The organism is Niallia sp. M35 (assembly GCF_050971705.1).
In the GTDB taxonomy this organism is placed as follows: Bacteria; Bacillota; Bacilli; order Bacillales; family Cytobacillaceae; genus Niallia; species Niallia circulans_A.
On sequence record NZ_JBPCEP010000002.1, the window covers coordinates 1 to 21,885 of the forward strand.

21 protein-coding genes are annotated in these 21,885 nt (G+C 34.8%); 13 read left to right on the forward strand and 8 right to left on the reverse strand.

Features of this window, described 5'->3' with window-relative positions; translation table 11 throughout:
• Window positions 1-161: 161 nt before the first annotated feature.
• The 8 genes from NiCM35_RS02105 (at window position 162) to NiCM35_RS02140 (ending at window position 8,980) form a co-directional block, all read left to right on the forward strand.
• On the forward strand, window positions 162-1,061 hold the full coding sequence (locus tag NiCM35_RS02105) for an ABC transporter ATP-binding protein (protein ID WP_095330115.1): 900 nt from the start codon (window positions 162-164) through the stop codon (window positions 1,059-1,061).
• Entirely contained in the window at window positions 1,054-2,301 is a 1,248-nt protein-coding gene (locus tag NiCM35_RS02110; protein ID WP_095330114.1) for an ABC transporter permease, read from the forward strand. Before NiCM35_RS02105 ends, NiCM35_RS02110 begins: the two co-directional genes overlap by 8 nt.
• Before the next feature lie 127 nt (window positions 2,302-2,428).
• Complete coding sequence (locus NiCM35_RS02115; protein ID WP_095330113.1) at window positions 2,429-3,640, forward strand: metallophosphoesterase family protein; 1,212 nt, start codon at window positions 2,429-2,431, stop codon at window positions 3,638-3,640.
• Between the two features lies 1 nt (window position 3,641).
• Complete coding sequence (locus NiCM35_RS02120) at window positions 3,642-6,638, forward strand: ATP-binding protein (RefSeq protein ID WP_123257214.1); 2,997 nt, start codon at window positions 3,642-3,644, stop codon at window positions 6,636-6,638.
• A 56-nt stretch (window positions 6,639-6,694) separates the two neighbouring features.
• Entirely contained in the window at window positions 6,695-7,642 is a 948-nt protein-coding gene (gene yhaM, locus NiCM35_RS02125) for a 3'-5' exoribonuclease YhaM (RefSeq protein WP_123257215.1), read from the forward strand.
• Window positions 7,643-7,801: 159 nt separating this feature from the next.
• Window positions 7,802-7,996, forward strand: a complete 195-nt coding sequence (locus NiCM35_RS02130; protein WP_095330110.1) for a sporulation YhaL family protein — start codon at window positions 7,802-7,804, stop codon at window positions 7,994-7,996.
• Window positions 7,997-8,716: 720 nt separating this feature from the next.
• Complete coding sequence (locus NiCM35_RS02135) at window positions 8,717-8,800, forward strand: YjcZ family sporulation protein (RefSeq protein WP_035416275.1); 84 nt, start codon at window positions 8,717-8,719, stop codon at window positions 8,798-8,800.
• 90 nt (window positions 8,801-8,890) lie between these two features.
• Window positions 8,891-8,980: a YjcZ family sporulation protein gene (locus tag NiCM35_RS02140; protein WP_035416274.1), complete on the forward strand. Its 90-nt coding sequence runs from the start codon at window positions 8,891-8,893 to the stop codon at window positions 8,978-8,980.
• A gap of 84 nt (window positions 8,981-9,064) precedes the next feature.
• Here the strand turns inward: NiCM35_RS02140 and NiCM35_RS02145 are convergent, their stop codons facing one another.
• From NiCM35_RS02145 to NiCM35_RS02170, 6 genes are all read right to left on the reverse strand, one after another.
• A complete protein-coding gene (locus tag NiCM35_RS02145; RefSeq protein WP_035416273.1) occupies window positions 9,065-9,244 on the reverse strand; it encodes a hypothetical protein in 180 nt (59 codons plus the stop codon).
• A 219-nt stretch (window positions 9,245-9,463) separates the two neighbouring features.
• Window positions 9,464-10,018 (reverse strand): DUF3267 domain-containing protein, encoded by a 555-nt coding sequence (locus NiCM35_RS02150; RefSeq protein ID WP_095330109.1) that lies wholly within the window; start codon window positions 10,016-10,018, stop codon window positions 9,464-9,466.
• Between the two features lie 351 nt (window positions 10,019-10,369).
• Entirely contained in the window at window positions 10,370-10,939 is a 570-nt protein-coding gene (locus NiCM35_RS02155) for an HTH-type transcriptional regulator Hpr (protein WP_047943056.1), read from the reverse strand.
• Between the two features lie 470 nt (window positions 10,940-11,409).
• Window positions 11,410-11,760, reverse strand: a complete 351-nt coding sequence (locus tag NiCM35_RS02160; protein ID WP_095330108.1) for a YtxH domain-containing protein — start codon at window positions 11,758-11,760, stop codon at window positions 11,410-11,412.
• An 87-nt stretch (window positions 11,761-11,847) separates the two neighbouring features.
• The gene (gene serC, locus NiCM35_RS02165; RefSeq protein ID WP_095330107.1) at window positions 11,848-12,933 is read right to left on the reverse strand and encodes a 3-phosphoserine/phosphohydroxythreonine transaminase; all 1,086 of its coding nucleotides are present in this window, start codon (window positions 12,931-12,933) and stop codon (window positions 11,848-11,850) included.
• 310 nt (window positions 12,934-13,243) lie between these two features.
• The gene (locus NiCM35_RS02170; protein ID WP_095330106.1) at window positions 13,244-13,666 is read right to left on the reverse strand and encodes an HIT family protein; all 423 of its coding nucleotides are present in this window, start codon (window positions 13,664-13,666) and stop codon (window positions 13,244-13,246) included.
• A 699-nt stretch (window positions 13,667-14,365) separates the two neighbouring features.
• Here NiCM35_RS02170 and NiCM35_RS02175 point away from each other — a divergent pair.
• The 3 genes from NiCM35_RS02175 to NiCM35_RS02185 all read left to right on the forward strand — a co-directional run bounded on the left by NiCM35_RS02175 (window position 14,366) and on the right by NiCM35_RS02185 (window position 17,161).
• Window positions 14,366-15,106 (forward strand): ABC transporter ATP-binding protein, encoded by a 741-nt coding sequence (locus NiCM35_RS02175; protein ID WP_095330105.1) that lies wholly within the window; start codon window positions 14,366-14,368, stop codon window positions 15,104-15,106.
• Window positions 15,099-16,319: an ABC transporter permease gene (locus NiCM35_RS02180; protein ID WP_433778489.1), complete on the forward strand. Its 1,221-nt coding sequence runs from the start codon at window positions 15,099-15,101 to the stop codon at window positions 16,317-16,319. Before NiCM35_RS02175 ends, NiCM35_RS02180 begins: the two co-directional genes overlap by 8 nt.
• Window positions 16,320-16,441: 122 nt before the next feature.
• The gene (locus NiCM35_RS02185; protein WP_095330103.1) at window positions 16,442-17,161 is read left to right on the forward strand and encodes an EcsC family protein; all 720 of its coding nucleotides are present in this window, start codon (window positions 16,442-16,444) and stop codon (window positions 17,159-17,161) included.
• A 47-nt stretch (window positions 17,162-17,208) separates the two neighbouring features.
• Here NiCM35_RS02185 and NiCM35_RS02190 read toward each other — a convergent pair whose 3' ends face one another.
• Complete coding sequence (locus tag NiCM35_RS02190) at window positions 17,209-18,417, reverse strand: M20 family metallopeptidase (protein WP_095330102.1); 1,209 nt, start codon at window positions 18,415-18,417, stop codon at window positions 17,209-17,211.
• A gap of 167 nt (window positions 18,418-18,584) precedes the next feature.
• On the opposite strand from NiCM35_RS02190, the gene NiCM35_RS02195 reads away from it, so the two are divergent.
• Window positions 18,585-19,253 carry a phosphatase PAP2 family protein gene (locus NiCM35_RS02195; RefSeq protein ID WP_123257217.1) on the forward strand — a complete coding sequence of 223 codons (669 nt, stop codon included), beginning with the start codon at window positions 18,585-18,587 and terminating at the stop codon, window positions 19,251-19,253.
• A gap of 144 nt (window positions 19,254-19,397) precedes the next feature.
• On the opposite strand, the gene NiCM35_RS02200 is transcribed toward NiCM35_RS02195, so the two are convergent.
• Window positions 19,398-20,801 (reverse strand): hypothetical protein, encoded by a 1,404-nt coding sequence (locus tag NiCM35_RS02200; protein WP_163187630.1) that lies wholly within the window; start codon window positions 20,799-20,801, stop codon window positions 19,398-19,400.
• A 342-nt stretch (window positions 20,802-21,143) separates the two neighbouring features.
• Here NiCM35_RS02200 and liaF point away from each other — a divergent pair, with 342 nt between their 5' ends.
• The gene (gene liaF, locus NiCM35_RS02205) at window positions 21,144-21,878 is read left to right on the forward strand and encodes a cell wall-active antibiotics response protein LiaF (RefSeq protein ID WP_164463590.1); all 735 of its coding nucleotides are present in this window, start codon (window positions 21,144-21,146) and stop codon (window positions 21,876-21,878) included.
• Window positions 21,879-21,885 lie beyond the last annotated feature (7 nt).

Consider the following 21,885-nt stretch of genomic DNA (forward strand, 5'->3'; position numbering starts at 1 on the left):
GACTCAATAGAGTATATAGCAGCTTTTTTTTATGAAACTCAATATACATCAGGTTCTATTCCACTCAAGTTTTAATTATTTCTTATTTCCTACAGATAATAGTAATATCCATTGAAACCTTTTACCGTTCTATTCGTATTAAAGAGTGAGGAGGGGATTTTGTGTCATTAGAGCTAAGAAACGTGACAAAAAAATTTGGTTCGTTCACAGCAGTAGATGATTTATCTATTTCGATTCCTGAAAATGAAATGTTCGGCTTTCTTGGAGGCAATGGAGCAGGAAAGACGACAACTTTTCGCATGATTTTAGGAATATTAGAAAGTACAGCAGGACAAATAACCTGGGATGGTAAGCCGATTAATTACTCAACAAGTCCATATATTGGATATCTGCCGGAAGAGCGAGGTCTATATCCTAAACTAAAAGTACGGGATCAGCTTATCTATCTAGCGAGACTTAGAGGCATGGAAAAAAAAGCAGCATTAAATGAGCTAGAATATTGGCTAAACCGCTTTAAGGTTCCTGAATACATGGATAAAAAAGTAGAGGAGCTCTCCAAAGGAAACCAACAAAAAATTCAATTTATTAGTGCTGTTTTACATAAGCCTAAATTATTAATTTTAGATGAGCCATTCAGTGGGTTAGATCCAGTAAATGTGGAGCAGTTAAAAAGTGCAGTAGTAGATTTGAAAAATAATGGAACAAGTATTGTATTCTCTAGTCACCGGATGGAGCATGTCGAGGAATTATGCCAGCATCTCTGTATTATGCATAAAGGAAAGCCTGTTGTTCATGGCTCTCTTAAGGATATTAAGAGAAGCTTTGGGAAGAAGAATGTAACCATACACGCTGATTTTGATTTGACACATTTAATTCGCTATCCAGGCGTATTAAAATTAAAAGAAACAGCAGAAGGTGTTTCTTTGCAAATTGAAGGAGAAGAAGTTGCGGAGCGAATTCTAAATGATATAGTTGGAAAGGGCTTTATTCGCAAATTTGCATTAGAAGAGCCTTCTTTAAATGATATTTTTATCGAAAAGGTAGGTGCTTCTCTTGAATAGTTTTTGGGTTATCTTATTTCATACCTTTTTAAGTAAGTTCAAAACGAAATCATTTCTAATTACAACGGCTATTACCTTAATATTTGTGGTTGCACTAACAAATATTACTACGATTATCGATACTTTTTCTAGTGATGAAGGAAAGACGGAAGTAGCCGTAATTGATCAAAGCAACTCTTTATTACCAGCAATTCAAGAGGCAACAGAGACGTTAAATGAAGATTTAAAATTAGTTGCTTATAAGGACAGTGAAGAAGCAGCAAAACAAGAAGTGGAAGAAGGAAATTATAGTGGTTTACTAATAGTGAATATGGATGAAAGTAAATTACCTATAGCGACTTATTATACCATGGATATTGCAGAAACAACTGTTTCCGATAATATTACCAATAGTATTCAAATGGTTAAAAGTCAATTAGCAGCGAATCAACTCAATTTAACGAATGAGCAGCTTACGAAATTGAATGAACCCGTTGCATTTGAAAAAATTGCTCTTGAGAAAGATGCAAAGACAGAAGAAGAATTAAACCAGGCTAGAGGGTTAGTTTATGTTCTCTTATTCTTAATATACTTTGCCGTTATCCTATATGCCAATATGATAGCGACAGAAGTGGCGACTGAAAAATCCTCACGAGTAATGGAAATTTTAATTTCAAGTGTATCTCCAATTAAGCATATGTTTGCCAAAATTCTGGGAATCGGCTTATTAAGCTTAACTCAGCTGGCGATTTTGATGCTTGTAGGTTATTTTTCATTAACTAACAATGATAGCCTAGGTTCGATGGAAGGATTCTTCGGATTTAGCGAAGTGCCTGTAAGTACCATTATCTATGCGGCGATCTTCTTTATTTTAGGTTATTTCCTATATGCTACTCTGGCTGCATTGCTAGGTTCGCTTGTAAGTAGAATTGAAGATGTGCAGCAAATGATTACGCCAATGACATTATTAATTGTGGCCGGATTTATGATTGCGATGTTCGGATTAAGCGCACCTGATACCACTTTTGTAACAATTACATCTTATATCCCATTCTTTACACCTATGCTTATGTTTATGAGAGTAGGAATGCTGAATTTGCCAGTTTGGGAACCTATTTTAGGAATTGTTGTTTTAGTGGCAACCATTATGATTCTCGCTATTTTTGGTGCAAGAGTATATAAAGGCGGCGTCCTTATGTACGGAAAATCTAACTCTTATAAAGATATTAAAAAAGCCCTGCAGCTAACGAAAAAAGAATAATTCGGAAAATGCCTCATAATAAGTGAGGCATTTTTTATGTTCCAAAACAAGCTGCAAAAGGATAAGAACGTGCATTCGTATTTTTTGCATGGTAGAATAGAAGCAAATAGTTTTAGGACGTGAGAGTATGGAAATATCCTTTATACATTGTGCAGATTTACATTTAGACAGTCCGATGGTTGGGTTGAAGAATTTGCCCGTAACAATACATAACAAACTAAAAGAAAGCACGTTTACTGCATTTAAAAAGGTTATTGATGCAGCCATCAGCAAAAAGGTAGACTTTATAATTATTGCTGGAGATATATACGATGGGGAAGATAGAAGTATAAAAGCGCAAATTCGCTTCCGAAATGAAATGCTGCGCTTAGAGGAAAATCAAATTGAAGTGTATCTGATACATGGAAATCATGATCATTTAAATGGAAGCTGGGTACAAATAGAACTTCCTCCTAATGTTCATGTTTTTCCATCGATGGTAACAGTAAAAAAATATGTGAAAAATAATTTATCGGTGAATCTTTATGGATTTAGTTATGAAACAAGACATATTAAAGAGCGAAGAATTGTTGAATACGAACGAAGCGGTGAGGCAAATTTTCATGTTGGAATTCTGCATGGCAATTTAGAGGGCTCGACTGAACATAGCGCCTATGCTCCTTTTCAAGTAAAGGATTTACTTGCTAAGAAAATGGATTATTGGGCCCTAGGACATATCCATAAACGGGAAATTTTAGAGTCTGTGCCTCCGATTGTCTATCCAGGAAACATTCAAGGACGACATAAAAAGGAAACAGAAGTAAAGGGATGCTATTATGTGGAACTAAGGGATGAGGATGCCAGTTTAGAATTTATTCCAACCTCTGAAGTAATTTGGGAAACAGTGAAAATAGATGCCAGTTTTGTCCATACATTTGATGATTTATACAAGCTCTGTCGAAAAGAAATGGATGCAGTTGGAGATAGGAAATATTCTTACCTTATATCACTAGAGATAGAGAAATTGCGTTTACAAGACTCTTTTCTAGCTTCTGATTTATTGGAGATCCTTCAGCAAGATGAGGTAGATGAGGACTCCTTTGTCTGGGTTAATTCGATAAAAGTACAGGAAAATACAGAATGGTTAAAAGAGAATTTGTTAAGGGAATCGGCATTTTATGAAGAACTATTTGCTGTAACAAAGGATTTCGAACTAGTGAATGAAGCAGTTGCACCTTTATTTCAGCATCCAAAGGCCCATCGCTTTTTAGAAGAGCTTACAGCTGAAGAAAAACAAGAATTAGCGGAAGAGGCAGAAGATTTACTGCTGACAATGCTGGTGAAGAGGGGAGGCAACTAATATGGAATTAAAGAAAATAACGATTTACGGATATGGAAAGCTAGAAAATATAACGTTTTCCATTCACTCCCCTGTTCATGTGTTTTATGGCGAAAATGAGGCAGGAAAATCGACAATTATGAGTTTTATTCATAGCATCTTATTCGGATTCCCCACAAAACAGCAGACGGAATTACGCTATGAGCCAAAGCTGCAGCATAAATATGGCGGGAAATTAGACATCTATTTTCCAAAATTCGGATTAACAACAATCGAACGCGTAAAAGGAAAAGCTACAGGGGATGTGACAGTTACTTTAGCGGATGGAAGAAGAGGACAAGAGGAGCTTCTAGATGAACTATTAGCAGGAATCGATAAAGCTCTCTATCAATCAATCTTTTCTTTTAATTTACATGGATTGCAAAATGTCCAGCAATTAAGAGGAGAAGAGCTGGGGCGCTTTTTATTTTCCACTGGCGCTGTCGGATCTGACCGCTTATTGAAAGTAGAAAATGAGCTGCAGAAGGAACTAGATGTACGCTACAAGCCTAGCGGGAAGAAGCCTGTCCTTAATGAAAAACTGCAAGTTTTACGAGATAAGCATAGCCAATTAAAAAGTGCAGAGAAGGATAATAATCAATATGAACAATTACTTGCAAAGAAAAGAAAGATTGAACAAGAGAGACAGCTGACAGAAGCAGAGTTAAAAAAAGAAGAGCATGAAAAATGGTTATTGGAAGAATGGATTAAAATTAGAGGGATGGTACGTGAGCAGGAATTGTTAGAGCAAAAATTAGCTACCTGCAAAGACTTCAATTTTCCTCAAAATGGATTAATGAGATGGGAAGCCTTGAAGGAGAAATTGCTTTCTGTAGAAGCTGAAATTCGGCATATAGAAGCACGGATGGAAGAAATGGAACAAGAAATAGCAAGCATTCCTATACAGGAAGAACTTCTTATCGCTGAAAATAATATCTTACTTGCTGTTGAAAAGTTCCCCGTATATGAACAATTACAAAATCGGCAGACGCAAGTTGAAAATCAAGTTAAAAAGATAGAAGAAGATATTGATAGTTTAAAGAGTAAATTGCATTTACCGATTGAAGAGAAAATGTTATTGAAGGAAAGTAATACAAGCATCTTTTTAAAAGAGCAATGTGCACAAGCTGCTTCTAAGCAACGGAGATTAAAAGAGCAGAAAGAAGAGCTTGACGAGCGGCTAAAGGCTGAGCAAACAGCTTTAGAATCCTTAGAAGAGGCAGTGAAGGAGAATAAGCAGAGGCTCTTGCCAAAAGAAGAAAGAGCTAGATTAGAAGAACGTATAAATGCAGATCATCAATATAGCTGGAACAAGGAAAAAGCAGATTTACTTTCTAGAGAAATAAATCAACTGGAAGATCAGAGGAAGTTAGAAGAGAAACGCATGAAGCATAATACAATGATAACTAGTGTTTTAACGGTGTTTCTTCTACTGGCTGGAGCGGGAGCTTTGTTTTTTGAGCAATGGTTCATAACCCTTATTTGCTTTGTTGTATGTGTTGTTTATGTGTTGTTTTTCCTGTCTGGAAGAAAACTAGCTAAAAATGAAATCAGCAAAAAAGAGAAGAGATTAGTACTTATTAAGGAAGAACGTACTCAGTTAGTCGAAAGCTTTGAAAAGGGACAAGGCATTTCTCGTTATGAAGCTCAGAAGTTTGAAGAGGATACGACGAGAAGAGAGAAATTCACACAACTCCAATTTAAATTGGAGCAGCAAAATGAAAGCTATGAGAGGGTATTAGAGGCATTTGAAAAGTGGGAAGGGGATTTTCTTTCCCATCAGAAGTTGTTAAGACAATTGGCTAATGAACTGAACATTCCATATGAACTAGCGACACAACAAATATATGATGCCTTTTTATTAATTGAAGAATGGAAAGGAAAAGATAGAGAAAGAAATTCCTATCATCAAGAATTGGAGGAGATTCATCGAGAGAGTGAGGAAATTATTAGCAAAATCAGCTATTTCTTCAGAACTTTTATAGGAGATGAGAAAGATACAATTGCTAATATGTGCTACCGTTTAAAAACGACACTAAAGGAAGAAAAAAAGAAAACGGATCGAAAAGAAGCATTACGGACAAAGCAAACAGAACTATCAGAGGATCTGGATAAATACCAAACAGAATATAATCGCTATGCAGAAGAAAAGGCTGCGCTATTTTCCTTTGCAGATGTTACGGATGAAGAGGCATTTCGTGAAAAGGCCACCTTGGAAATGGAGAGAGCTAAATATAAAGAAAGACTTGCTGCGATTAACGTTCAATTAGAAATGACTAATATAGCAAAAGAGCATATTTCATTGTATCAACAAATTCTAAATCCTGAGCTGCAATTAGAGGAAAAGAAAAAGCGGATGGATAAATTAGCTTCTCGCTTACAGGAACTCGTAGAAGAGGCAGCGGCAACTAACTTTACCATTTCTAGAATTGAAGGCGGAGGGACATATACAGATTTATTACATTCCTTTAAACAAGCTCAGTCGGAATTTAAGGAAGATGTGAAAGAATGGGCAAAGTTTGCTATAGCAAAACAGCTGTTAGCGAAAACCGTTGAACAATATAAACAAAAACAGCTGCCCGCTATGCTGCAAAAGGCAGAGGAAAATCTCGCTTTTCTAACGGAAGGGAAATATATTCGGATTGTTCCCAAGGAGGAAGGAGCTGGGTTTTTAGTAGAGAGTCAGCATCATCTTTTTTATGAAGCGAAGGAATTAAGCCAGGGAACGACTGAACAGCTTTACTTATCCATTCGCATTGCTTTGGCACAAACATTTTATAAAAGCTTTTGTTTTCCGTTTATTATTGATGACAGCTTCGTTAATTTTGATGAAAAACGTACAGAAAAAGTGATCCAATTACTAAAGAATTGTAAGCAAAATCAGCTGATTTTCTTTACTTGTCACCGTCATCTACTAAAATATTTTCCCGATGAAAGCTTGCATGTATTACCAGCAGAGGAAAGAGAAACAAGCTTATAAAGTTGGAATGACTTCGTGCTATACTAAATAAAGAGAAAGATAAAGGAGAGAGTGAGTTGGAGAAAAAAGGAGTACTTCAATATGAAGTTGGGGAGCAATTTGAATCTTATTTATTAATAAAGAATGCAACAAAGGCTATTGCAAGTAACGGAAAACCGTTTATGACGCTTATTTTTCAAGATAAAAGTGGAGAAATTGAAGCAAAGCTTTGGGATGCTACAGAAATGGATGAGCAGAGCTATCGTCCGGAAACGATTGTAAAAGTGAATGGAGATATTCAAAGTTATCGTGGAAAACTGCAATTAAGAATTCGCCAAATAAAGGTGGCAACAGGAGAAGAGGGCATTCGATTGGCTGATTTCCTTGAAACAGCGCCCCTAACTACAGATGAAATGTTAAGTAAAATCACACATTACATTTTTGAAATGCAGAATCCTAATATACAAAGAATTACAAGACATTTAGTAAAGAAACATCAAGAGGCATTTTTACAATATCCAGCAGCAACGAAAAATCATCATGAATTTGTTTCTGGATTAGCGTATCATGTTGTTAGTATGCTTGATTTGGCAAAGGCGATTGCCTCTCTTTATCCGAGCTTGGATAAAGATTTGCTATATGGAGGAATCATTCTTCACGATCTTGGCAAAGTAATTGAATTATCTGGACCGATTTCTACTTCTTATACTTTGGAAGGGAATTTGCTTGGACATATTTCTATTATGATTAATGAAATAGGAAAAGCTGCAGATGAGTTAGGGATAAGAGGAGAAGAAGTAGTAATACTTCAACACTTAGTATTATCCCATCATGGGAAACCTGAATGGGGAAGCCCGAAAGCGCCGTTAATTAAAGAAGCGGAAATTTTACACTATATTGATAATTTAGATGCCAAAATGAATATGCTAGATCGTGTGTTAGATAGAGTGAAACCAGGTGAATTTACGGAAAGAGTATTTCCGTTGGAAAATCGTTCTTTCTATAAGCCGACATTCCATAAATAAAACTAAGGAGGAGTTCCCATGGGGTTCTCTTCCTTTTTGTGTTTTGAGGGGCTAATATACTTAACTTCCAGCTAGATAATTACGTTCAAGGGAATAATCTAGTTTTTCTAGCATAGGATGAAATAAAAGATAGAAATTACTAGAAAGGGGAAGTTTTCAATGTTAGGAATTCCACTTTGGGTTATTTTTGTATTAGGAGGAATTGCGATTAGTGCCTTTATGGCTGTTAAAACCGGGAAAGAGGATAGAGCGGCAGAAAATGAAATAATTGAACGAGAAGGAGAGGTTTATATGAAAAGGCTGGAAGAAGAGAAAAAACGTAGAGATGGGGAAGAAAGAGTGTATGAGAATTAAATAGGTGCTTAGATATTTCAGAAGTGTAGAAATAGAGAAGATTAGTGCAGGCTTTTAGAGAAAGCGGCTTGAATGCTCCAAAAAACTTCAAATAGCGTTTAGAAAACTCGGCCACTATTATGTGACTTGTTTTATCTAATTTTCAATGTCAGGAAACAGGACATCAGCCTTATGGAAATTGAAAGAAGATAGGCGAGCATATAACAGTCTGAAAAGGCCAGAAGAGGTATTTTTTAATATCACAAAGGATGAAATGTATAAGATTCCTTCCTAACTAGTGTTTCGTGTAGGGGAGTGAATTTTATAGATAAGATCCTTTGTTTTTTTTGCTAATCTAGCCCCTATCTTTTTGCTCTTACTATCCCTATAAAAAAATGGGTATATGTCCTGTTCCGAAATTAGGGCAAATACATATGATAAATTGAGCTTGAAAAAGAGCTCTAAAGAATTCGCTCTTAGCAAATTCAGAGGGTTGTTACGGTTTATAGAGAAAAAAAGACAATAAGAATGATGGACTATTCATAATAATGCTCCTAACAGCAATGTCTTTTATTTAGATCTAGCTTCTTAATATGTGACCAATAGGGCTTAGTGTGATTTTATATGTGCAAACATTATTGGGCATGAAAGGATATTAGCTATCAAATAAAAGAAAGAAAAAGAACCGAAACACCATGAAATGAATGAACAAATGGTAGCAACCTTAAAGGAGGTGTTACTATGGGTAACGTTTACGGCGGAGGTTTTGCTTTAATCGTTGTATTGTTTATCTTATTAGTTATCGTTGGCGCTGCATGGCTGTAAGCTATAAGCGTATTAACGGCAATCTTACTAGGGAGGTTGCCTAATATGCGCCAAAACACAACTGGAACGATAAAGAGAGGAGGAATCTTCATGTCTGGTGGAGGAGTTTACGGTGGAGGCTTTGCTTTATTAGTAGTACTATTCATCTTATTAGTAATCATCGGAGCAGCTTGGCTATAAGTTGATCTGAAGAAATATAAAAAAGAAGCAGTGCGATAGTGGTTGCTTACCAACTATCACACTGCTTCTTTTCTACATAGCTTGTTAAAAAAGAATATCTACATAGGAAGAAATCAACAAAATTGTAATAAGAACATTTATTGTTCGAAAAACTTTTGGCTGCTTTTCTTCAGGAATTTCTTTTTGTAAGCATAAAGCATTTGTAAGTCTATTAATATTATATAAAATAAAAATAGCTAAAATAATAAAAATGGAGATCATCATTGATTCCCTCCTTATAAGCGGAATTTATTGTATGTTATTTACATTATCAAATAAAAGGATAAAAAGATAGTATTATAAACTTTTTTAGATGTAAACTTGGAGATTTTGTTCTGGAAAGAACTTAGATGACTCCTTATAATCTATCAATAAGAAAGAATGATTAACATTCAATCTAGTTTTATATCATTATATGTGTGACGAAACAATAATAGAATCCTTTTACGATAATTCACTTACATTATTTATTAATATCTCAAATCCATCCTCATTTTCTTCTACATAACAAGAGCGCGGAGAATGCCATAGATTTTTTATGCGAATAAAATCAGGAACACAAATCCCTGTATGATAAGCGAAAAGCATTAAAAAATAATGAACATAACTTGTAAAAAGGAAACAAGATAGAAATAATACTCCACTAATGATCACAAATGGAATAATTAAAGCAAAGAGAAACTGCATTTTACCAATCGGCTCTTTAACTTGAATATGAAGAATCGGTAAAAATTGTAAATGCTTAGTCCATGTTTTTTTAATTTTATCGCCTAAATGAAGCATTGGTAATAAATGTAGTAGCTTGTGTAATGGATACATAAGTAAAAACATTGCCATAAATAGTAAAAAGTAATCGTCAGAAAGTTTGTTATGTGCAAAATAGCTTATAATTGGTACATATAGAAACAGAAAACAACCAATCATTGTCATAGTGGACAAAATAAATAGGCGCTGAGCTCCATATTTTTTATGGAAGTTGACAGTCTTCCAACAGTTCATGGTAATACCCTCCATAGGGAGAAATTTTTAGTTACTTGTGATGATACGTTCTTGCTTGAATAACTAATAATTGGAAGAATATCTTTTCCTTGTCTTATCTTGCGTTTTAGTCAAGCGAACTCACCTTGCTACTTTACGATGAATAGAGTAAAAAATCAATAGTCTCTTTATACAAATTTATGACATTTTTTATATTTAGTAATTATAAGAAGAAGAAAACCTATTCTCTATGTATTTTTTGTTTGAATTTTCCGAAAAAAAGATAAGAAAGCAATCTGCCTTCTTATCTTTTTTACCACCGGTCTAGATTGTCCCAAACCTGGAGTCCTATTCCCCAATTTAATATTATCTCTATTTAGTAAATACTGGTTCTTTTTGCTTTAAATGCCCTTCATCTTCTTCCAAAATATCGTCAAGATTAGTAAAGGATTTCTCAAAAATTTCAATGAAATTGTCCCCATAAATATGTTTAACAATAGTCATTATGTCTAAAAGCTCCGGAAACTTTCCATATAAATTCTTGATTGGTAAGGAGGCGGATAGAGCTGAACTGTTGCTTGGATTGTATTCTTCCATAATTTGAACAAACACTTTTTTACCTTTGTCAGTAAGGCAAATATACGTGTTTCTCTTATCATTTTCTTTTTTCGAGAATTCTAGTAGTCCTCTTTCTTCTAATTTCTTCGAAAAATTAAATGCAGTTGAGACATGCATTACACCGAAATTTGCTACATCTGAAATAGAAGCGCCATTTAGCTGATAAGCAATCCAGAGTATATGGTGTTCATTAATATTTAAATCATATGGTTTAATCCAATTTTGCCAGTCCTTCTCAATCGCCTTCCATAATGCTTTACTAAGTTGTCCAATTCTTTGTGTGAAGAGTAAAGCGTCCTTCATTGAAATCTGACTTTCATCCATCCAAAATTCACCTACTTTTCTGTTATCTATAAACATTATGCCAATAAAACAAAAATTAATAAAGATAAAAATTAACAAAATTTTTAGAAATAAGAATTTTTCTTTTAAGTAAGCGCTTTATTGTATAAAAATGTAATGTAAGAAATAAAAATTCAGTAGTTGTCTATACATTTACTCAGAAGAATGAAGGATAAAATAAGAATTAGTGATAAATAGTAAAAAAATGGAGAAGCAAAAGGGCCAAAAAGAATGAATAAAAAATTAAATTAGAATGAAAGAGATGTAAAGGTGGGAAAAGAAAAAACAAAATAAATAGGAGATAAAAAATTATACGGGAATAAGATTTAACATGTTATGTTAAAAAAAATAACATAGAAAGATAGTCTTTAAGAGGGTAGAAAAAAGGAGGAAGTCCATGTTAGAACTCCTCCTTTTTTCTTAGCTTTTATGTATAAGTAAAAGCGATTAAATTATTTTAAATCATTTTCTAACTCATTAATCGTGGATTGTAACCCATCTAGCTCTTTTTGAAGTATTTCTTGATGTGGTTTTACTTCTTCCCGCCATGCTTCCAATGAAAGCTTAAGATCTTCTATAAAAGTACTAAATACCGTTTTACCTTCTACTGTAGCTGTTTTAATAGAGTCTTTTATCTCATTTAAATCTAACTTTAATTCTTGGATATGTTGAAGAAAAGCTTTTCCATTATCACTGCAGGCTTTTCTTACTTCTTTCCCTGAGTAAGGAGTAGTTAATAAGGTAGTGATTCCGGCTGCAATTCCTCCAATTAAAAATCCTGATAAGAATGATTTTGCGCTCATTTTTCTTACACCTCGCTCTTTTTCACCATTATAACGTATTCAAGCCATCATTACTATTGTTAAGGGTATTCTATAGATAAAGTCTTCTTATTGATGATACTTGAGCTGAAAATCCCTCATAAATGTACTTAATGCTACTACATGTTCGAGGGGAACGGCATTATAAATTGAAGCTCGGCAGCCGCCTACAGAGCGATGGCCGTTTAGACCAACAAATCCTGCTTCCTTAGCTTCTCTTAAGAAATCTTTTGTAAGATCTTCTGTCTGCAAAGTAAAAGTAACATTCATTTTAGAACGACTTGTTTTTTCTGCATGACCGCGATAAAAACCATTGCTTTGATCGATTACTTCATATAAATGCTTAGCTTTTTCATTATTGATGTTAGCAATACCTTCCACTCCACCTTGTTTTTCTACCCATTTTAGAACAAGGGATAAAAGGTAAATCCCTAAAGTTGGCGGAGTATTGAATAAAGAATTATTTTTAGCGTGTGTATGATAACTTAACATTGTTGGCAAAGTAGAATCTTCTTTGATTAAATCTTTTCGAATGATGACTACAGTTACTCCAGAGGGGCCAAGGTTTTTCTGGGCGCCGGCATAAATAATTCCAAATTGTGAAACATCAATTGGTGTGCTTAAAATATCACTAGACATGTCCGCAATTAAAGGGACAGATAAATTGCTTGGATAGCTGCTCCATTGGGTGCCAAAAATTGTATTGTTGCTAGTGATATGGAGATATGCCGCGTCATCTGGTATGTTCATCTGTTCATGGGCAGGGATATAGGTATAGTTATCGTTTTTACTTGAAGTTGAAATGGCTGTATTACCAAGCTTGGAGGCTTCCTTCATGGCCTTTTCTGACCATACTCCAGTGAGAGCGTAATAAGCTGTTTGACTTTTAGGAAGCAAGTTCATTGGGATCATTGTAAATTGAAGACTTGCTCCACCTTGTAAAAAAAGAATTTCGTAATTATCTGGTATAGAAAGCAGAGATTTAAGGAGTTCCTTTGCTTCATTATGTACAGCTTCATAATCTTTGCTACGGTGACTTAATTCCATTAAAGACATGCCTGTATCATTAAAATTTAACCAATGCTCCTTTGCCTCGTGTAAAACCCATTCTGGTAAAGCTGCAGGACCTGCATTAAAGTTATATGCTCTTTTCAACGTTCTTTCCTCCTAAATTAACTTTTCAAAATAATAAAGCGTTAAAGACAAAAAGATTACCCTTATACTAACAAATTCAGCTGATTTGTACAGATGAAAAAAACACCTTTTTGAAAAAGTGAGAATTTTTCAAAAAGATGCTTTGTTTTTTCATACTATTAGAAAAATATTTCCTTCCAGATACTAGAATCTCCTTAGTCGTTGTTTAAGGAAGAGAGCGGTAATCTAATAAAAATGAAACTATTATTAAATAGCTTTTGAAAATATGAATTTTTTTAGAAAATTTTTTGAAGAGAATAAGCTAATGGACTTATCTTACTTTAGAATTAATTTTTTCTGCAATCTCTGTCAGCTCTTCATTTGAATATCCATCAAAATTTGTTTTCCAAACAGCTCCAAAACCATCTCCTTTTCCATAACGTGGAATAAGGTGCATATGATAATGGAAAACAGATTGTCCGGCTTTTTCACCATTGTTGTTAAGGAGATTTAAACCAATTGGTTCATAAACTTCTTTAATGGCAGAAGCAATACTTGGCACAACTTCAAATAGATTGCTTGCAATTTCAGGAGTTAATTCATAGACATCCTTTACATGTCTTTTTGGTATCACCAATGTATGTCCTTTAGTAACTTGGCTAATATCTAAGAACGCCATTACATGTTCATTTTCAAAAACCTTTTTTGACGGAATTTCTCCAGCAATTATTTTGCAAAAAATACAATCACTCATAAAAATACCTTCCTTCATTATGTATTATCAATATTTTAACACAGGAACTATTTTATTGAACAACAAAAGGAAGAGGGTGCCTTGTAAAGGATCCTCTTATATGGATTGTCCAAGCGAGAAGTTTGAATAAACCTCTTTACTATGGATATACATAATAAGAAAACCTTTTAAGGACACCCTCTATTGAAGGAGAGAACTTCTATTTAACGTTATTTAGGGTTCTTCTCTTTGATAAACACCTCATTTAAAAAATGAATTGTGTTAAGCTTTAGAGAAATCGATCATTGTTCAAACGAACCATCCCCTTAAAATGTCTTTATATGTCAAAAACGTATAAAGAATGGATGACTGTCTGCGACAAACACCTCATTTCAAAGTGGAAATGAATTAGGCTGTTTTCTTAATGAAGCAGCTTGGTGTTACTGATCTTCTGTTCCTATCTTGCTTATGCAAGGCAAACATCCCCTTTTATAAACGAATGGAAGCTTTTTTTTAAAGAATCTGTATAGAATCTTTTGCAAACACCTCATTTAATATTGGAGTTATACTGCAATATTTCTTTGGTGCTCCCCTTCAATAAATAGAATGTCCCGAACAAAATTTTATATACGAAAGAAATAAAAATTTTTCTGTGCAATCATTTTTATTTAAGCAAGAATGTTGTTAAACTATAGATAATACATATTGGAGGTACAATAGATGGCGTTGTTAGAAATAAAGAATGTTACCGGAGGATATACGCGCAATCCTGTCTTAAAGGATATTTCCTTTTCCATTCATGCGAATGAAATGGTTGGCTTAATCGGATTAAACGGTGCTGGAAAAAGTACAACTATTCGTCATATCATTGGATTGATGGAGCCGCATAAAGGAGAAATCCTTATAAATGGCAAGACGTTTGAAGGCGATAAAGAGGCATATCGAAAGGAATTTACCTTTGTACCTGAAACGCCTATTTTATATGATGAATTGACATTAGAAGAACATTTAAGAATAACTGCTATGGCTTATGGATTGTCAGAGTCTGACTATCAAAAGAGAATGGAAATATTATTAAAAGAATTTCGGATGGAAAAAAGACTAAAATGGTTTCCTGCTCATTTTTCGAAAGGAATGAAGCAGAAGGTAATGATTATGTGTGCTTTTCTAGTGGAACCTTCTCTCTATATAGTGGATGAACCGTTTGTCGGATTAGATCCTCTTGGAATTCAATCGTTATTAGATCAACTAAAAATAATGAAGGATAGGGGAGCAGGGATTCTAATGTCTACACACATTCTTGCTACAGCCGAAAGATATTGTGATCGGATTATTATTATTCATGAAGGCCAAATAAAGAGTCAAGGAACCATGGAGGAATTAAGGACAGCCTTTAACATGCCAAATGCAACATTGGATGATATTTATATCTATCTTACAAAGGAAGAAGAACATGTTTGAATTTAATGAGAAGCAGTTATGGAGAGAGAGAGCTGGGCAGACAGCAAAAGAATATAGTCAATATTTAAAGTACATTTTTAATGGCCATGTTGTCATCGTTTTAGTTTTTTTACTAGGGACTGGAGCCTTCTATTATCAAGCATGGTTAAAAACGATTTCGAATGACTTCCCTGTTGCGCTTATTATGAGCATTATCCTTACTCTTTTTATGACAAATAGTCCAACCTATACTTTTTTAAAGGATGCTGACCGGATATTTTTAATTGCGGTTGAAACCAAAATGAAAAGATATTTTCTCCAATCTCTGTTGGTTAGCTTTGTCCTTCAAGGTTACTTGCTTGTCATCATTCTTGCTGCCTTGATGCCACTATATGCGCAAGTACACGGTGGTGATTTTAGTCGTTTTTGGTATTTACTTATTGTGTTATTGATAAGTAAAGGAGCTAATTTACTGATTCGCTGGCATATACAATACTATGTAAATGTGCGTTATCATCATATAGATAGTGTTGTGAGATTCTTGATTAATTTAGCTATTTTGTATTTATTGTTTGCTGACTCTTCTCCGTTATTTATTCTTGCCCTTCTTCTAATTATGGCTTTCTTGCTTATTTATTTTCAGAAGGCGACAAGCAATAAAGGCGTAAAATGGGAATATTTAATTGAGCAAGATGAAAAAAGACTAGCCTCTTTCTATCGCTTTGCCAATATGTTTACAGAGGTACCGAAGTTAAGAAATCGTATAAAACGAAGACGTTTTCTAGATGTATTATTTAGTCGTGTTTCATTTGCAAGAGAAAACGTATTTACGCATTTATACTGGAGAACCTATGTCCGTGCAGGGGATTATTTGGGCTTAACGGTTCGGTTAACATTGATAAGTGGAATTTTTATTTTTTTCTTATCTTTTGGACCTGGACAAGTGTTCATAAGTGTATTATTTGTTTTCTTAACAGGCCTGCAGCTGTTACCGCTTTGGAATGCCTATGATAATAAATTGTGGATTACTATTTATCCGGTGGCATCCTCTCTTAGAGAAAAATCATTTAAACAAATCTTAGCAGCAATTTTAAGTTGTCAAGGTATCATTTTGTCTCTAATTATTGCCTTAAAAGGAGATTGGATGTATGCATTGATTTCTTTAGTAGTTAATATTGTTTTTATTATCTTTTTTACTCTGTTTTATATTAATAAAAAATTGAAAAAGGGATAATAGAAGAGGAGGAGCTTAAACCTTAGTGTGTATAGAAGGGAAGCTCCTTTTTTAATAATTAACTTCAAAAATAAGGAACCATTTTTTAGATGGAACGTAAGCATAAGCAAGGAGGAAGATAAATGAATGAATATGAACAAAGAGCATTAAAAGAAGTAGAAGAGTGGAAATGGAAAATCCAAAAACGGTCTTCTATTTTAAATAGAGTATCCAAAAAGGCGCAAAATAAAATAAATTCTTATATACCGGCTAAAGTTCATCAAACCCTTACGGAAGCAATTAAACAGATGATTCAAGCAACACTTGCTGGCAGCAATATTATCAAGAAAAAAAATCCATCTATCTTCCGTTCTTTGCAAGGAAAAGATGAAGAGTTAACGAAAAAAATAAGTCAATTTCAAAAGATTGCTGTTGTAGAAGGTGCCGGAACGGGGGCTGGTGGGATATTGCTTGGATTGGCTGATTTTCCATTATTGCTTTCGATCAAAATGAACTTTTTAATGGAAGCCGCAGCCACATATGGTTACGATACGGATCAAGTGGAAGAAAGAATCTATTTGCTCTATATCTTTCAGTTAGCTTTTTCAAGTGAAGAAAAACGAAGAGAAGTTTTAGAGATAATAGAGAATTGGGAAGAAGAAAAGCACAGAGTTGCTACCCTTAATTGGCAGGATTTACAGCAGGAATATCGAGATTTTATTGATTTTGTAAAAATGCTGCAATTGGTGCCAGGAATTGGGGCAGCTGTGGGTGCCTACGCTAATTATAATTTAATGGATCAATTGGGAGAAGCAGCTAAAAATGTTTATCGCTGGCGTTACTTTCAGGAACAAAACAAATGAAAAAGGAAGGATTCGGTGTTTAGAATCTCTTCCTTTTTTTATAAATTTTATGAATTTAAGTTAGTCCTAGCCTTTGCTGGGCTTAAGGAAATATTATAAGTAATAGCAGTAGAACCTAATGTTTTTGCGGCAATAAGCATAGCTTCTTCATTAATATCAAATTTAGGATGGTGGTGCGGATAAGTCGGACCATTTGTATCGGGCATTGCTCCTGTAAAGAAAAAGGTACCTTTTACATGCTGCAGATAATAAGAGAAGTCCTCGCCAGTTAATTCCGGTTCTCCTTCTAGGACGATCACTCCCGGAACTTTTTCCGCACAATGAGCTAAAAGGGAGGTTTCCTCAGGATGATTAACGACTGCTGGATAGCCGTCATCGTAATCATATTCATACGTACTATTTGCTGTATAGCACGTGCCTTTTATTACTCTCTCCAGCTCTTCCTTGATAAGTAATTGCGTTTCTTCATCAAACGTCCGGACTGTTCCCCCTAGGATCGCTGTGTCAGCAATTACATTAAAAGCATTACCAGATTCAAGGTAGCCTACTGTTAAAACGGCATGGTGGATAGGATTTACTTTTCTGCTGACAATTTGTTGAAGGTTAAGGACCAGTTGAGATGCGGTAACAAGAGAATCCTTCGTTTTGTGCGGCTGTGCTCCATGTCCCCCTTGACCTTGGATTTTAATTTTAAATTCATCTGCTGCTGCCATCATGGGTCCTGCTTTATAGGAAATAGTCCCTGTGGGAAGTGTAGCCCATAAATGAGTGCCAAATATAGCCTCCACATTTTCCAGGCAGCCTGCTTCAATCATCGCTTTTGCTCCACCTGGATTTGATTCTTCAGCATGCTGGTGAATAAAAACAAAATTCCCTGCTAATTCTTCTTTAAACTCATTTATTACTTTAGCAAGTATTAATAAGGTTGCAGTATGCCCATCATGACCACAGGCGTGCATGACACCTGAAACCTTTGACTTATAAGCAACATTCTTTTCATCATGGATTGGAAGAGCGTCAAAATCAGCACGGAGCGCAACTGTTTTGCCAGGTTTCCCCCCTGATATTTTTGCGACTACTCCATTACCTCCGACGTTTCCTGTAACTTGAATTCCTAATTTTTCATAGAAAGAGATGATATATTGAGCTGTTTTAACCTCTTTGAATGATAATTCAGGGTATTGATGAAGGTATCTCCGTATTTTAACCATTTCATTATAATAGTTATCTAGTTGTTCCCATATAATTTGTAACATCTCTTCCACCTCGTTTGACTATTTAGAATATTTTTATTATAGCATGTAGTAATAAAGAAGAGAGGTGGAAAGCGAATAAACTATTACGTTTCGTAAAGATTATGCCTATCCTTATAAGAGGGATGTTGTTAAAATAAGGTTAAAATGAAATTCATTTAGGAGGAATTATGGATATTAGAAAATCAAAAATGGCCTGGGTATTAATTATCGTGTCATTCTTATTGTTTATCCTGCTAATCCTAGCTGTAAATGGACAAGCAATATTAGCATTTGATACAGAACTAGCCCATTTTATACATACATTATTTCCAGCTAGTTTTCTTCTTTTTTGGGAAGGCATGTCATCCATTGCAGATAAAATAGGCATTGGAATTATCGCTTTCCTATTTATTCTTTTTCTTTGGTGGAAAAAGAAAGATTTTGTAGGAATTGCAGCATTTGTCTTTTGTGTTGGACTAGGAAATGAACTGAATAAGTGGGTGAAAGATTTAGTGGCAAGACCTAGACCTATAGCTGCTGCAGCATTAGAGACAGACAGCTATAGTTTTCCTAGTGGGCATGCAATGGTAGGTTTACTCCTGTATCTATTTATTGCACATATTCTAGCGAAAGAAATAAAAGGGAATGCAGGAAAGCTGATTTTGGCAGCTATTGCTTTTATGGTCATTTTGCTAATTGGTATAAGCAGAATTGTTTTAGAGGCCCACTATCCAACAGATGTTATTGGCGGTTATTTATTAGGAGGGATCTGGCTGTTTGTATGGGTAGGTCTTTATGAAACATTTTATGATCGATTTCATAAACAAAAAGGAGCAGGAACAAAACTAAGTAGCTAATGGATAAAGAAGTGATAGAAAATTACATGGAACTTCTTTTAAAAAAGTTTAAAAACCCAAATAATTATACGAACTAATCTTAACATCTTCGTATAATCATTTGGGTTTGCCAGTAAAAATAATTTTTAACTGATTATCGTTTTGTTAGATGAGGAACATGGCAAAAATAGTAGTCACTACTAAGCCGATACAGACTGGAAGAAGATTTCTCCTTGCTAATTCGAATGGATCGACATTACAGATTGCAGCAGCAGGGATTAATGCCCAAGGGACTAAAGTTCCGCCTCCAACCCATATGGCAGCAATTTGCCCTAAAGCAGTTAATGTGCTTATTCCACTACCAATTGCATGGGCAAACAGACCGGCAATAGAACCCGCTAATGAAATGCCGGAGAAGCCAGAACCATCTAAGCCGGTAATAACTCCTACAGCTGTAAGCGTAACGGCGCCAATTTCTTTCGTTAATGGAACAGTGGAAGCAAGAGCAACACCGAGATCATTGACGATTCCGTGGGATTCTTTTGGTAGAAAGTCTCCGATAATTGTGCTAAAACCAGAGTCACCTAAATAGAAGAAGGCAGCGATTGGAATAACCGGTCCAAATACTTTAAAACCAAATTGGAATCCTTCGATCAAATAAGTCGTTGTTTTTTCCAAGCCTTTATTTTTATAGCTTACTAATGTTATTAAAAGAAGAATAAAAATGGACGTTCCACCAACCAGCGCGGTAGCATCTCCCCCTTGTAAATCTAATAAAAACATGGCTGCAACGTCAAGAATATAGAGAATGGGAATTAGGATGGCGAACAGTTTCTTTTGTGTATTACTCAGTAGTAATTTATTTACTTGGGGAAGAATATCTGATTTATTAATAGAGGTGACTCCAGTTGCAAAAGTCAGTGTTCCTCTTTTCATATCGCGTTTAATAAAATAGAACGCAGTAATAGTTGTCACAACCCCCATAACAATCACAAGGGGAATACTTGCATGCATGACGTCTTCGACAGGTATGCCGGCAGCATCTGCTGTAAGTTTCGGTGCAGCTTGGATGATAAAATCTCCTGATAAGGCAATTCCATGGCCGAACAAATTCATCGCCATTGCAACGGCAATTCCTGGCAGACCAACCCGTAAAGCTACTGGTAAGAGAACAGCACCAATCAATGCTACTGCGGGGGATGGCCAGAAAAAGAAAGAAATGAGCATCATTACTATTCCGATCGTCCAATAAGCGAGTCCAGGTGAACGAATAAGTTTGGAAAAGGGAGAAATCATTACATCGTTAATACCAGTTTTCGTCAAAATTCTACTCATTGCCACAATAATAGAGATGACAGCAATAGTAGGTAACAATTCTGTAATGGCAAAGATGAAACTATTGAAAATACTGCTAATCGAGGTACTTAAGGATCCGGTCGCTGTTATCGCTAATAGAAAGATTCCAACGATACAAATAAAGGTAGTATCTCTTCTGATTACCATAAAGCCGATGATAAAGACAATAAAAAGTACATATATCCAATGAAGTGCCGTTAATTCGATCCCCAAATAAATCCAGCTCCTTTCCCGATTTGAAATCAATGATGCTATAGGCATCTATCACTATTCGGTTAATACAGATTATGTGGTTATAGGTAAAAGGTGATTGGTTCCTTTTTAAAATATAGTGTGTTTCACTTCATAGCCTTGGAATGGGAGGAAGGAGCTGATCTAAAACTCATGGAAGAAAAATTGGCCAAAGACTCCTTCTTAAGATGGAGAAAAAAACATCGAAAGAAGGAACAAAAAATTACATAATGGTAGTACAATAGATTTGTAGTTGAAAGAGCACTATTTTTTAGAATTACACAAAAATTCTATATTTAGATGTCTAGGAAAGAAGGGGAGTTTTTGAGAAAATCAATCTCCAAAATAATGTTTTCAATTAGTTTACTTATTGTAGGAGTAATTTTATTACTTGTTAATATTGGTGTCATTTCCTTGGAAATAAAAAAATTATTTGTCATAATATATCCGTTTTTGCTGCTTGTTTATGGGCTGCTTTCTCTCTATCAAATAACATTAAAGCAAAAAAGTAATTTATTTTTCACTTTATTTATTCTTACTTTCGCTACTCTTCTCCTTTTGGATCGTTTTCAAGTATTAGAATTTAGATTTATTGACTTTTGGAAGTTATGGCCATTAATTCTTATTTTAATGGCACTTGGACTCATCAAACCTAAGTTCACTTTTGAGGATGACAGTGGTGGAAAAAGTTATACAAAGAAATCCAACCTCATGGGAGATGTTAAATATAATACAGATAATTGGGCTGTCGAACCGATGGAGATTTCTCATGGGTTAGGGGATGTCTATATTGATTTTAGCAAAGCTTTTATTCCTGAAGGAGAAACCGAGCTGTTTATCCATGCGAGGATTGGTGATGTGAAAATTATTGTTCCAGATGATCTAGCCATTTATGTTCATGCCGAAGTGAAAATTGGAGAAGTACGAATTCTTCAGTCGGTTAAGGAAGGAATTGGAAATACTTTAGAGCATAAATCTGCCTATTATGAAGAGGCAATAAAAAAAATAAAGCTAAATATTTTGCTTGATATAGGCGATATTACAGTGCAAAAGGTATAAGGGGGAA